At 72.8% G+C, this 12,701-nt stretch carries 13 protein-coding genes; 8 read left to right on the top strand and 5 right to left on the bottom strand.

Annotated features, from left to right (window positions below; translation table 11 throughout):
- The first annotated feature begins 135 nt into the window (after positions 1-135).
- The gene (locus LN652_RS00910; RefSeq protein WP_230442847.1) at positions 136-987 is read left to right on the top strand and encodes a DUF559 domain-containing protein; all 852 of its coding nucleotides are present in this window, start codon (positions 136-138) and stop codon (positions 985-987) included.
- 87 nt (positions 988-1,074) lie between these two features.
- On the opposite strand, the gene LN652_RS00905 is transcribed toward LN652_RS00910, so the two are convergent.
- Positions 1,075-2,436 (bottom strand): cation:dicarboxylate symporter family transporter, encoded by a 1,362-nt coding sequence (locus LN652_RS00905; protein ID WP_230442846.1) that lies wholly within the window; start codon positions 2,434-2,436, stop codon positions 1,075-1,077.
- Positions 2,437-2,572: 136 nt separating this feature from the next.
- On the opposite strand from LN652_RS00905, the gene LN652_RS00900 reads away from it, so the two are divergent.
- Positions 2,573-4,174, top strand: a complete 1,602-nt coding sequence (locus LN652_RS00900; RefSeq protein ID WP_230442845.1) for a sensor histidine kinase — start codon at positions 2,573-2,575, stop codon at positions 4,172-4,174.
- Entirely contained in the window at positions 4,171-4,854 is a 684-nt protein-coding gene (locus tag LN652_RS00895; protein ID WP_230442844.1) for a response regulator, read from the top strand. The genes LN652_RS00900 and LN652_RS00895 overlap by 4 nt, the downstream gene beginning before the upstream one ends.
- A 40-nt stretch (positions 4,855-4,894) precedes the next feature.
- Here the strand turns inward: LN652_RS00895 and LN652_RS00890 are convergent, their stop codons facing one another.
- Complete coding sequence (locus LN652_RS00890; protein ID WP_230442843.1) at positions 4,895-6,331, bottom strand: glycine hydroxymethyltransferase; 1,437 nt, start codon at positions 6,329-6,331, stop codon at positions 4,895-4,897.
- Positions 6,332-6,523: 192 nt separating this feature from the next.
- Between LN652_RS00890 and LN652_RS22085 the strand changes: the two genes are divergently transcribed.
- The 5 genes from LN652_RS22085 (at position 6,524) to LN652_RS00870 (ending at position 10,127) form a co-directional block, all read left to right on the top strand.
- Entirely contained in the window at positions 6,524-6,613 is a 90-nt protein-coding gene (locus LN652_RS22085) for a putative leader peptide (RefSeq protein ID WP_372440565.1), read from the top strand.
- Between the two features lie 72 nt (positions 6,614-6,685).
- On the top strand, positions 6,686-8,398 hold the full coding sequence (locus tag LN652_RS00885) for a nitrite/sulfite reductase (RefSeq protein ID WP_230442842.1): 1,713 nt from the start codon (positions 6,686-6,688) through the stop codon (positions 8,396-8,398).
- The gene (locus LN652_RS00880) at positions 8,398-8,559 is read left to right on the top strand and encodes a hypothetical protein (RefSeq protein ID WP_230442841.1); all 162 of its coding nucleotides are present in this window, start codon (positions 8,398-8,400) and stop codon (positions 8,557-8,559) included. The genes LN652_RS00885 and LN652_RS00880 overlap by 1 nt, the downstream gene beginning before the upstream one ends.
- Positions 8,556-9,299 carry a phosphoadenylyl-sulfate reductase gene (locus LN652_RS00875; RefSeq protein WP_230442840.1) on the top strand — a complete coding sequence of 248 codons (744 nt, stop codon included), beginning with the start codon at positions 8,556-8,558 and terminating at the stop codon, positions 9,297-9,299. The genes LN652_RS00880 and LN652_RS00875 overlap by 4 nt, the downstream gene beginning before the upstream one ends.
- Before the next feature lie 84 nt (positions 9,300-9,383).
- Complete coding sequence (locus tag LN652_RS00870) at positions 9,384-10,127, top strand: sirohydrochlorin chelatase (RefSeq protein WP_230442839.1); 744 nt, start codon at positions 9,384-9,386, stop codon at positions 10,125-10,127.
- A gap of 163 nt (positions 10,128-10,290) precedes the next feature.
- Here LN652_RS00870 and LN652_RS00865 read toward each other — a convergent pair whose 3' ends face one another.
- The 3 genes from LN652_RS00865 to LN652_RS00855 all read right to left on the bottom strand — a co-directional run bounded on the left by LN652_RS00865 (position 10,291) and on the right by LN652_RS00855 (position 12,654).
- A complete protein-coding gene (locus tag LN652_RS00865; RefSeq protein ID WP_230442838.1) occupies positions 10,291-10,659 on the bottom strand; it encodes a VOC family protein in 369 nt (122 codons plus the stop codon).
- Between the two features lie 145 nt (positions 10,660-10,804).
- Positions 10,805-11,500 carry a DNA alkylation repair protein gene (locus LN652_RS00860; protein ID WP_230442837.1) on the bottom strand — a complete coding sequence of 232 codons (696 nt, stop codon included), beginning with the start codon at positions 11,498-11,500 and terminating at the stop codon, positions 10,805-10,807.
- A 32-nt stretch (positions 11,501-11,532) separates the two neighbouring features.
- Entirely contained in the window at positions 11,533-12,654 is a 1,122-nt protein-coding gene (locus LN652_RS00855; protein ID WP_230442836.1) for a class I SAM-dependent methyltransferase, read from the bottom strand.
- Between the last annotated feature and the right edge of the window lie 47 nt (positions 12,655-12,701).

Raw genomic sequence — 12,701 nt, 5'->3', positions numbered from 1 at the left:
GCCCGGGACGACACGCCGGGGCGCCCGACTTCGGTCCGCGCGTCTGCGGCCTGTGGAGAGGGCCTGCGGCCGGACCGCCATCTCGTCGATGCTGGGGCGGTGGACGTCGTGGACGCGGTGGAGCGCATGGGAGGCATGGCCACCCGGGCTACCCTGATCCGGGCCACCTCACGCGCGGACGTCGACCGGGCGCTGCGGACCGGCGCTCTGGAGCGGGTCGGCCAGGGGCGCTACACGCTGCCCGAGGTGGACCGCGCCGCCGCCACCGCGTTCCGGGTCAACGGCCACCTGTGCCTCACCAACGCCGCCCTCGCCCACGGCTGGGAGGTCAAGCAGGTGCCGAGCACGCCGCACGTCGCGTTCCCGCGCAACCGCAACGTGCCCCGCCCGTGGCGCGGCCTGGTGCAGGTCCACCGGGCCGATCTGGGGCCGGACGACGTCAGCGGGGTCGCCACGAGCCGGGAGGTCACCCTGCTCCAGTGCCTGCGGCAGCTCCCCGACGACGAGGCGCTGGCGATCGCGGACTCCGCGTTGCGCCACGGCGAGGACGTCACGTTGCGGAGGGTGAACGCCCAGGTGCGCGGCGCCGGGGCAGCCAAGGTGCGGCGCATCGCGCTGGCCGCCGACGCGCGGGCAGCGAACCCGTTCGAGTCGGTCATGCGGGCGATCTGCCTCACCGTGCCCGGTCTGGAGGTGACTCCGCAGATGGTGCTGTCGACCGACCACTACTGGGCTCGACCGGACCTGACGGCACCCGAGCACCGGCTGGTGGTGGAGTGCGAGTCGTTCGAGTGGCACGGTGATCGGAAGGGCTTCACCAAGGACGTGCGCCGCTACACGTTGCTGTCGGCCGGCGGGTGGACCGTGCTGCGGTTCACCTGGGAGGACGTGATGTTCCGCCCCGCATGGGTACGGGAGGTGGTCTGCCGCGCGATCGGCGTAGACGCGCGGACAGAAGTCCCCGAGGCCTGGCCCCTCGCCGCGTAGCGCGACCCGCGCGCGACCACTTCTGTCCGCGCGTCTACGCGACCGCGCCCCGGACCGAGGTGGTCCGGGGCGCGGTGGGCGGGTACGTCAGTGGGTGGCGGCGGGCTCCCGCTCGACCGGCCCGTGCCCGTGGTCGTCGTCGACCATCGTCGCCTCGTCGAAGCGGTCCTCGCCGGCGAGGACCCGGTCGAGCTGGGCCCGGTCGAGGGTGCCGGTCCAGTGGCCGATGAGGACCGTGGCGACCGAGTTGCCGGCGAAGTTGGTGACCGCGCGGGCCTCCGACATGAAGCGGTCGATGCCGACGATCAGGCCGACGCCGTCGAGCAGCTCGGGCCGGTGCGAGGACAGGCCGCCGGCGAGCGTGGCGAGGCCGGCGCCGGTGACGCCGGCGGCGCCCTTCGACGCGATGACCATGAACAGCAGCAGCGAGACCTGCTCGCCGATGCTCAGCGGCTTGTCGAGCGCGTCGGCGATGAAGATCGACGCCATCGTGAGGTAGATCGCGGTGCCGTCGAGGTTGAACGAGTAGCCGGTCGGCACGACCACGCCCACGGTGGTCTTGTCGACGCCCGCGTGGTTCATCTTCGCGATCAGGCGCGGCAGCGCCGACTCGGACGACGAGGTCGAGACGATCAGCAGGAACTCGCGGCCGAGGTACTTCAGCAGGCTCCAGATGTTGACGCCCGTGGCCAGCTTGAGGATCGCGCCGAGGACGCCGAAGACGAAGAGGAAGCAGGTGATGTAGAAGGCCACCATGATCGTGAAGAGGCTCTTGAGCGCGTCGACGCCGGTCTCGCCGACGACCGCGGCGATGGCGGCGAACGCGCCCACCGGGGCGGCCCACATGATCATCGCGAGCACCCGGAAGACCAGTCGCTGGAGGTGGCCGATGCCGGTGAGGATCGGCTCGCCCGAGCGGCCCATCGCCTGCAGCGCGAAGCCGACCAGCAGCGCGACGAGGAGGGTCTGCAGGACCTCGCCGGAGGTCAGCGAGGAGAGCAGCGAGTCCGGGACGATGCCGGTGATGAACTCGGTGGTCGAGCCGTGCGCCTCGGCGGCCTGCTCCTGGCCGACGCCCGCGACCTCCTCGGACAGGTTGAGGCCCTTGCCCGGGTCGAGCAGGTTGCCGACGACCATGCCGATCGCGAGGGCGGCGGTCGACATGGTGAGGAAGTAGGCCAGCGCGAGGCCGCCCACCTTGCCGACGCTGGCGGCGTTGCGCACCGACCCCACGCCCAGCACGAGGGTGCAGAAGATGACCGGCTGGATCATCATCTTGATCAGCGCCACGAAGGTGGTGCCGATCCACTTGAGGTCGACGGCGAAGTCGGGGACCACCAGGCCGACGATCGCGCCGAGGACCACGGCGACGATGACCGCGATGTAGAGGTAGTGCGTACGGTCGCGACGTACCGGGGCTTCCGGTGGCGCGGGCTGGGTCGTGCTCATGGAGGTCCTCCTCGCTCGGGGTGCCGGGGTGCACCGGCCGCGCTCCACATCGTGGTGCGGGTTGTGAACGTCGTCACCCTTTCGTTCGTTGTGTTCGCCGTCACAGGTGCCCGGATCGGTGAGGCACAATGCGCCCATGACGCGACGCGCCGACGGCGAGAGCCCGGTGGCCCGCCAGATCCTGCTGCTGCAGGTCGGTGTCGTCGTCGTCCTCGTCGTCACCGCCGTCGCGCTGGCGGCCCTCGACGCGCGCCGTGACCTGCGCGACGCGGCGCGCGACCAGGCCACGGCCGTGGCCCGCTCGGTCGCGGATTCCCCGTTCGTGCGCGAGCAGGTCCGATCGGCGGACCCCACCGCAGCCCTGCAGCCGTTCGCCGAGGAGGTCCGGGTCGACACCGACACCGACTTCGTCGTGGTCATGGGCCGCGACCGGATCCGCTGGACCCACCCCGACCCCGCCCAGATCGGCGGCCGCTTCGTCGGCGGCATCGGCGACGCCCTGGAGGGCCGCGTGTTCACCGAGGTCTACGCGGGCACGCTCGGCCCGTCCGTACGGGCCGTGGTCCCCGTCGTGGCCGACGACCGCGTGGTCGCCCTGGTGGCCGTGGGCATCACGGTCGACCGGATCGACGAGCGCCTGCTCGACGACCTGCCGGGGATCCTCGTCGCGGCCGTCGCGACGCTGCTGGCCGGCCTGCTCGGGGCCTGGCTGATCGCGCGGCGGTTGCGCCGCCAGACCCACGGGCTCGGCGAGCGCGAGATCACCCGGATGTACGAGTACTACCGCGCCGTGCTCAGCGCCGTCCGCGAGGGCCTGCTGCTGGTCGACTCCGACCTGCGCGTGCAGCTGGTCAACGACGAGGCGGTGCGGCTGCTCGCGCTGCCACCCGAGGTGGAGGGGCGCCCGCTCGCCGAGCTCGGGCTGCCGCCGGGGCTGGTCGCGGCCGTCGAGCGGCGCACGGCGGTCGTCGACCAGACGTTCGTCCTCGGGCAGCAGGTGCTGGTGCTGAGCACGTCGCCGGCCTACTGGGGCCAGGACGAGGTGGGCGCGGTGGTCAGCGTCCGCGACCGCACCGAGCTGCAGGCCGTCACCGGCGAGCTCGACCTCGTGCGCGGGCTGACCGAGTCGCTGCGGGCGCAGAACCACGAGGCCGCCAACCGGCTCCACACCGTCGTGTCGCTGGTCGAGATGGGTCGACCCGAGCAGGCCGTCGAGTTCGCGACCGCCGAGCTCCAGGTGGCCCAGGACCTCGCGGACGAGCTCGTCTCCGCGGTCGAGGAGCCGGTGCTGGCCGCGCTGCTGCTCGGCAAGACCGCCCAGGCGGCGGAGCGCGGCATCACCCTGGAGATCGAGGGCGAGCTGCCGGCCGTCCTGCCCGTCGGAGGCCGCGACCTCGTCGCGCTCGTCGGCAACCTGGTCGACAACGCCTTCGACGCCGTCGCCGAGACCCGGGTCCGGCGACCCCAGCGGGTCCGCGTCGCCCTCGCCGGCGACGCCGGGCACCTCAGGATCGAGGTCGACGACTCGGGGCCGGGCGTCGCGCAGGAGGACCGGCAGCACGTGCTCGACCGCGGGTGGTCGAGCAAGGCCGACGAGGGGCGCGGGCTCGGCCTGGCGATCGTCGCGCAGGTGGTCTCGCGCCACGGCGGCAGCCTCGAGCTCGCCGACTCCCCGCTCGGCGGCGCCCGGTTCGTGCTGGTCGTCGAGCCTGCCGGGACGTCGGGGGCGCTCCGGTGACCGTGCGGGTGCTCGTCGTGGAGGACGAGGAGCTCGCCGCCGAGGCGCACGCGACCTACGTGGGCCGGGTCCCCGGCTTCGAGCTCGCCGGTGTCGCGCACTCCGCCACGGACGCTATGCGGATGCTGCAGCGCGACGACGACGTCGACCTGGTGCTGCTCGACATGCACCTGCCCGACGGGCACGGGCTGGGACTGCTGCAGCGCCTGCGGGCGGAGGGACGCACCCTCGACGTGATCGCCGTGACGTCCGCGCGCGACAGCGAGGTCGTCCGTCGCGCGGTGTCCCAGGGGGTCGTGCTCTACCTGCTCAAGCCGTTCACCTTCGCGGCGTTCCGCGGCAAGCTCGAGCAGTACGCCGAGTTCCGGGCACGGCTGGAGAGCGCTCCCGGAGACGTGGTGCAGGACGACGTCGACCAGCTCTTCGGCGCGCTGAGGAGCCGCCCGACCGGCGAGGCCGTCCCGAAGGGGATGAGCCTGGACTCGCTGCGCCAGGTGGTCGAGGCGCTGCGGGAGGCACCCGACGGCCTCTCCGCGGCCGAGGCGGCCGCGGAGATCGGCATCTCCCGGGTGACCGCCCGGCGCTACCTCGAGCACCTCGCCGACGAGGGCCGGGTCACCCGGTCACCGCGCTACGGCGGGACCGGGCGGCCGGAGGTCGGCTACGTCTGGATCCGCTGAGTCGGCGCGAGCTTCGCGCCGACCCGACGGGTCGACGGCCTCAGCCGAGGACGAGCCCGGGGTAGAGCGGGTGCTTGTCGAGGAGCTCGGCGGACTGCGCGGTGACGCGGTCGGCGACGCCGTCGGCCAGGACGTACGACGCCTTGCTCGGGCCGCCCGCCTTGGTGGTGCCGGCCTCGGTGTTCGCCAGCACGTCGACGATGAGCTCGGCGACCTTGTCGAACTCGTCGTGGCCGAAGCCGCGGGTGGTGAGCGCCGGGGTGCCGAGGCGGATGCCGGAGGTGTACCAGGCGCCGTTGGGGTCGGCGGGGACCGAGTTGCGGTTGGTGACGACGCCGGCGTCGAGCAGCGCCGACTCGGCCTGCCTACCGGTCAGCCCGAAGGACGACACGTCGAGGAGCACCAGGTGGTTGTCGGTGCCGCCGGTGACCAGGGTCGCGCCGCGGGTCAGGAAGCCCTCGGCCAGCGACTTCGCGTTGTCGGCGATGCGCTGGGCGTAGCCCTGGAACTCGGTGGTGCGGGCCTCCGCGAAGGCCACGGCCTTGGCGGCCATGACGTGCGACAGCGGGCCGCCGAGGACCATCGGGCAGCCGCGGTCGACGTCGGCGGCGAACTCCTCCTGCGCCAGCACCAGGCCGCCGCGCGGGCCGCGGAGCGACTTGTGGGTGGTGGAAGTGGTGACGTGGGCGTAGGGGACGGGGTTCTCCTCGCCGGTGAACACCTTGCCGGCCACCAGACCGGCGAAGTGGGCCATGTCGACCATCAGCACGGCGCCGACCTCGTCGGCGATCTCGCGCATCTTCGCGAAGTTCACCCGGCGCGGGTACGCCGAGTAGCCGGCGACGAGGACCAGCGGGCGGAACTCGCGCGCCTTGGCCGCGACGGCGTCGTAGTCGAGCAGGCCCGTCCCCGGGTCGGTGCCGTACTGCTGCTGGTGGAACATCTTGCCGCTGATGTTGGGGCGGAAGCCGTGGGTGAGGTGGCCGCCCGCGTCGAGCGACATGCCGAGCAGCCGCTGGTTGCCGAGCTCGCCGCGCAGCGTCTCCCAGTCGGCCTCGGTGAGCTCGTTGACGTTCTTGGCCTGGAGCTTCTCGAGGTACGGGCTCTCCACCCGGTTGGCGAGGATCGACCAGAAGGCGACCAGGTTGGCGTCGATGCCCGAGTGCGGCTGGACGTAGGCGTAGGGCGCGCCGAACAGCTCGCGCGCGTGCTCGGCGGCGAGCGACTCGACGGTGTCGACGTTCTGGCAGCCGGCGTAGAAGCGGTGCCCGACCGTGCCCTCGGCGTACTTGTCGCTGAACCAGGTGCCCATCGTCATGAGCACGGCGGGCGAGGCGTAGTTCTCCGAGGCGATCAGCTTGAGCGAGCTGCGCTGGTCGGCGAGCTCCTGGCGGGTCGCCTCGGCGATCCGCGGCTCGACGGAGGCGATGACCTCGAGGGCCTGGGAGTACGCGCTGCTGATGAGGGAGTCCGTCATGGCCGACAGCCTAGAGGTCGCCGCGACCCTGACCCGGGCAGGTCGTCCGGGCGTGGACGGGTGTGACCTGGACCGCACCCGGGCCGCTCCCACGCGGCGAACGCGAGGCTGCATCTCATTACATGGACTGGCGTCTCACGATACAAGATTTCGCCTTGTGGAACGGGTGTCCAACCCCTGAGACTTCTTGACATGGTCACCGCTTCCACCCACACGCACCTCGTGGTCCGACGTCACGTCGACCTCATGCGCGTGGGCAGCGCGACCTGTTGGCATCGCTGAACGCCGCCCGAAGTCCCCACCGCGCTCACCGTCGCGCGCGGCACCCCCTCAGCGAACAGGACATCGCCTGTCATGCCCGACCTCCGGTTCAAGCCCCAGGCCGCCCAGAGCACCGAGATCCCCCGCCCCAAGCGCGCGGAGGGACAGTGGGCGCTCGGCTACACCGAGCCGCTCAACAAGAACGAGCAGTCCAAGAAGGACGACGACCCGCTCAACGTGCGTGACCGGATCCTCTACACCTACTCCCGCCGCGGCTTCGACTCGATCGACCCGGCCGACCTGCGCGGCCGCTTCCGCTGGATGGGGCTCTACACCCAGCGCGCCCCGGGCTTCGACGGCGGCAAGACCGCCCAGCTCGAGGAGGAGGAGCTCGACGACCGCTTCTTCATGATGCGGGTCCGCACCGACGGCGCGGTGCTCGACGCCGCCGCGCTGCGGGCGCTCGGCGAGGTGTCCACGGCGTACGCCCGCAACACCGCCGACATCACCGACCGCAACAACATCCAGTACCACTGGATCGAGATCGAGAGCGTCCCGGCGATCTGGGAGCGCCTCGAGGCGGTCGGCCTCACCACGCTGGAGGCGTGCGGCGACAGCCCGCGCCCCTTCCTCGGCTCGCCGGTCGCCGGCATCGCCAAGGACGAGATCATCGACGGCACGGCTGCGCTGGAGGAGATCAAGCGCCGGATCCTCGGCAACCCCGACTTCTCGAACCTGCCGCGCAAGTTCAAGACCGCGCTGACCGGACACCCGAGCCACGACGTCGCGCCCGAGGTCAACGACGTGTCCTTCGTCGGCACCGTCCACCCCGAGCACGGCCCGGGCTTCGACCTGTGGGTCGGTGGCGGCCTGTCGACGAACCCGATGCTCGCCCACAAGCTGGGCGTGTGGATCCCGCTCGACGAGGTGGCCGACGCCTGGGAGGGCGTCGCCGGGATCTTCCGTGACTACGGCTACCGCCGGCTGCGCTCCAAGGCGCGGCTGAAGTTCCTGCTCGCCGACTGGGGCAAGGAGAAGTTCCGCGAGGTCCTCGAGAACGAGTACCTCCACCGCGCGCTGGTCGACAACCCCTCCCCCGAGGCGCCCGTCACGGCCGGTGACCACATCGGCATCCACGAGCAGAAGGACGGCCGCTTCTACGTCGGCGCCGCCCCCGTCGTGGGCCGCATCGACGGCACCACGCTGAGCGCGCTCGGTGACCTCGTCGAGCGCTACGGCGCCCGCGGCGCCCGGCTCACGGCCTACCAGAAGCTCGTCGTCATCGGCGTCGCCGCGGACGACACCGAGGCCTTCGCCGACGACCTCGAGAAGATCGGTCTCACCGCGCGGCCCAGCAACTGGCGTCGCTCCACCATGGCCTGCACCGGCATCGAGTTCTGCAAGCTCGCCATCGTCGACACCAAGGAGCGTGCGCGGCGCCTGGTGTCCGAGCTCGAGAAGCGCTTCCCCGACCTCGACACCCAGATCTCGGTCAACGTCAACGGCTGCCCCAACGCCTGCGCCCGCACCCAGGTCGCCGACATCGGGCTCAAGGGCCAGCTCGTGATGGACGAGGACGGCAACCAGGTCGAGGGGTTCCAGGTCCACCTCGGCGGCTCGCTCGGGCTCAACCCCGCGATGGGCCGCAAGCTGCGCGCCCACAAGGTCACCAGCGCGGGCCTCGACGACTACGTCACCGCCGTCGTCTCGGCGTACCTCGCCGACCGCACCGAGGGCGAGCGCTTCGCCGCCTGGGTGACCCGCGCCGACGAGGTGCTGCTGCGCGGGGAGCCGGTGGCCTCCTGATGTCCGAGCGCGCCCAGCCCTTCCACTGCCCCTACTGCGGGGACGAGAACCTGTTCCCCCAGGAGGGCGCGGGTGCCTGGGAGTGCCGCTCGTGCCTGCGCGCCTTCACCGTCAAGATGACCGGGATGATCCGGCCGCCGGCCTCGGGGGGTGCGCGATGAGCGCCCGCACCCAGGCCGCCCGCGACTTCAAGGGCACCCACACCGAGGGGCGTACGCCCGAGGAGCTCCGCGAGCTGGTCTCCCACGTCGGCGCCGAGCTCGAGCTCGCCCCGGCCGAGGTCATCGTCGAGTGGGCGGTCGCCACGTTCGGCGACCGCTTCGCGATCACCTCCTCGATGGGCGACGCCGTCCTGGCCCACCTGGCCTCGAAGGTCGCTCCCGGCATCGACGTGGTCTTCCTCGACACGGGCTACCACTTCGTCGAGACCATCGGCACCCGCGACGCCGTCGAGGCGACCCTGCCGGTCAACCTGCGCACCGTCAGCACGCCGCTCAGCGTCGCCGAGCAGGACGAGCAGTACGGCAAGGACCTCTACAAGACCGACCCCGACCTGTGCTGCGCGCTGCGCAAGGTCACCCCGCTCGCCGAGACGCTCGCCGACTACGACGCGTGGGCCACCGGGCTGCGCCGCGCCGAGACCCACAACCGGGTCATCGCGCCCGTCGTCGGCTGGGACGCCCGCAAGGGCAAGGTCAAGGTCTCCCCCCTCGCCCGCTGGAGCGACGACGACGTCGACCGCTACATCGCCGAGAACGGCGTGCTGGTCAACCCGCTCGTCCACGACGGCTACCCCAGCATCGGCTGCTGGCCCTGCACGCGCCGCGTCGCCCCCGGCGACGACCCGCGCAGCGGTCGCTGGGCCGGCACCTCCAAGACCGAGTGCGGCATCCATGCCTGAGCCGACCCCGACCCCACGTTCCCGCGACACCGTCGTCGCGCCCACGAAGAACCGCTCCACCACACACGATCGGAGGCACCCCTGATGGCTGCTCCTGCTCTGGTTGCCCTGGCCCACGGAAGCCGGGACCCGCGTTCGGCCGCGACGATCAAGGCGCTCGTCGCCGAGGTCAAGGCCATGCGTCCCGACCTCCGCATCGAGACGGCGTTCCTCGAGCTGTCCAAGCCCGGCTTCGACACGGTCGTCGACCGGCTGGTGAAGGCCGGCCACGAGGAGATCGTCGTGGTCCCGCTCCTGCTGACCGAGGCCTACCACGCGAAGGTCGACGTCCCGCGGGCGATCGAGGCCGCGATGGCCCGCCACGAGGGCGTCCGGATCCGCGCGAGCAGGATCCTCGGCATGGAGTCCGCCTTCCTCGAGGTGCTCGACCTCCGCCTGCGCGACGCGCTGAGGGCGGCCCGCGTCCGCGAGCTCGACGCGCTGGTCCTCGCCGCGGCGGGCTCGTCCGACCCCCTCGCCAACCAGTCGGTCGCCCGGATCGCGCGGGCCTGGGGCAACCGCCACCACCTGCCGGTGACGGCGGCGTTCGCGTCGGCCGCTCCCCCGGCCACCGGTGAGGCGGTCCGCGCGTTCCGTGCGGAGGGCAAGCGCCACGTCGCCGTGGCGTCGTTCTTCCTCGCCCCCGGCAAGCTGCCCGACCGGGCCGCCGAGCTCGCGCTCGAGGCCGGTGCCGTCGCGGTGTCCGACCCGCTCGGCGCCCACCCGTCGGTGGCCCGCGCGATCCTCGCCCGCTACGCCGTCGGCGCGGTCGAGCTCGTCCCGGTCTGAGCCGGATCACCCGCCTCGCTCGATGGAGCGGTGTCCCACCCACGTTTCCTTCGTCGGGAGCGTGGGTGGGTCACCGCCCGTCAGCGTGTCGCGGCGCGGCGCGCCGGCGGGCGGTGGCTGAGCCACGTTCCGCCCCGGCGAAGTGTGGGTGGGGCACCGCTCGTCAGTGGGTCGGGGCGCGGAGCCCGAGCACGTTGCCCTCGGGGTCGACCAGGTCGCAGCGCGCCTCGCCGCGGTGGGTCCACCGGGCGTCGGGCGGGTCCGGCACCGCGCCGCGTGCGGTCGCCGCGTCGGCGGTCGCGTCGAGGTCCGCGACGGCGAACACCGGCTTGACCGCCGAGTCCGACCGCCGCGGCGGCGGGTCCGAGGGAGGTACGGCGTCGGGGCTGCGGACGAGGGTCAGCACCCAGTCGTCCGACTCGAGCGTCGCGAAACCGGGCTCGTCGTCGACCCGCGAGAGGCCGAGGACCTCGGTGTAGAACCCGACCATCCGGTCGACGTCGCCGACGTAGATCGCTGCGTGGCCCGGCATGCCCGGCACGCTAGCCGCCCGTCCGCCGCTCGGGGTGGGCGGTCTGGTCCGGCCGGCGCGTACGGATCGTGGAGTCGGCGGGTCACCTGGTGGCTCGGGGGCTCCACGATGTGTTCGGGATCCCCGGCCAGCCGGGGATCCCGAGTCAGGCCAGGTGCTTGAGCGCCTCGCGGCGGGAGAGACCGCTGAGCCGCGCGTCGTGGGTGCGGACGAACGCCCGGACCCACTCGGGGTCGGTGCGGGCGTGCTGGCGCAGCGCCCAGCCGACGGCCTTGCGGACGAAGAACTCGCGCCCGAACGCGGTGCCGTCGAGGTTGGCCGCGAGCACCCGCTCCAGCAGGTCGGTGTCGGTCGCCGCACCGTGGCGCAGCTGCGCAAGGACCGCCGTGCGCCGCACCCACAGGCTGTCGGGGTCCACCGACCAGCGCTCGACGACCGGGGTGGTCGCCGCGCGGTGGTCGAGCAGCACCTGGCCGACGACGTGCCCGGCGACCTCGTCCACCACGTCCCACCACGCGCCGGCGCGGACCAGCTGCTCGAGCAGCGGCAGCAGGTCGGCGTCGAGCCAGGGGCGGTACGCACGGTGGCGCAGGAGCGCGACCGCGGCGTACCACTCCTCACGGTGCGTCGCGTCGTCCCACAGCTCGAGGACCGCTGCCTCCCACTGCGCCCGGTCGACGAACCGGTGCTCGACGAGCAACGGCCTCAGCAGGGCGGCCAGCGCCGGCGCGCCGAGGCCGACGAACGGCAGCGCCGACTTCATGTAGGCCTGCTGCTGGGCGGCCCTGGCCGGATCTCCCCCCTCGGCCAGGACCGCCCGCACCGCGCCGACGTAGGTCATGCGCGCGATCCTCGCAGGCCCCGCGGCGAGGGTCAGGGACGTGCCTCGTAGACGTGGTTGAACGGTGTCTCCGCCACCTTGCGGAACCGGGTGAACCCGGCCTCGGTCACCACCTGCCGGATCGCGGCCTCGCCGGCCTGGGCGCCGAGGGCGTAGCCGCCCGGCTGCGAGACCGCGTTCGGCACGCAGAGGAAGGTCGAGAAGCCGTAGAACACGCGGCCCACGGGGGTCAGGTTGGCCTCGACGGTGTCGCCGGCCGCGGGCTCGACGATCATCCAGGTGCCGTCGGGCGCCAGCGAGCGTCGTACGCGCTGCGCGGCTCCGAGCGGGTCGCCCATGTCGTGCAGGCAGTCGAAGGTGGTCACCAGGTCGAGGTCGCGCTCCTCGAGCGCCTGGGCGCCCGCGACGTCGAACCGCACCCGGTCGCCGACACCGGCGTCGGTGGCCCGCTGCCGGGCCGCCTCGATCGACCCGCGGTGGTAGTCCGAGCCGACGAACGTGCTGGCCGGGAAGGCGTCGGCCATCAGCAGGGTGGAGGCACCGTGGCCGCAGCCGAGGTCCGCGACCCGGCCCCCGCGCTCGAGGCGGGCGGCCACACCGTCGAGCGCGGGGATCCACTCCGTCAGCAGGTGCATGAGGTAGCCGGGGCGGAAGAAGCGCTCGCACCCGGTGAAGACGTCGGTGTCGTGCTCGTGCCACCCGTAGCCGGCGCCGGTCCGGAACGCGTGCTCGATCTCCGGCAACGCCTTGAGCGCACCGAGCGCGAGCTCGAAGGCGCCCGGCAGGAAGACCGGGCCCGCCGGGTCGGTGAGCGCGAACGCCTTCTCCGGGGTCATCGAGTACGTCCCGCTGGCGGCGTCGTGCTCGACGTAGCCACCGGCCGCCTGGCCGCGCAGCCACTCGTCGACGTAGCGCGGGTCGGTGCCGGTGGCGGCGGCGAGGTCGCGGGCATCGGCCGGCGCCTGGGCCAGCGCCCGGTAGAGCCCGAGCCGCTCGCCGAGCAGCACGTTGCCGGCTCCGACGGTCGCGCCGAGGTCGCCGACGAAGGCGCCGACGAACGCCATCAGCGCGTCCATGTCGATGGTGGGCGCCGGCTGCTCGGCGGTGCGGTCGGCGGCCTGCGAGTCGATGGTGGTCATCTGGGTCTCCCTCACGAGGGCATCCCGGGTGGATGCTGTCCACGGAGCGTGTGCGGCACCGG

Origin of the sequence: Nocardioides okcheonensis (assembly GCF_020991065.1) — a bacterium.
Classification (GTDB): domain Bacteria; phylum Actinomycetota; class Actinomycetes; order Propionibacteriales; family Nocardioidaceae; genus Nocardioides; species Nocardioides okcheonensis.
Note: the sequence above shows the minus strand (reverse complement) of the source record. Positions and strands in the feature narration are given on the sequence as shown.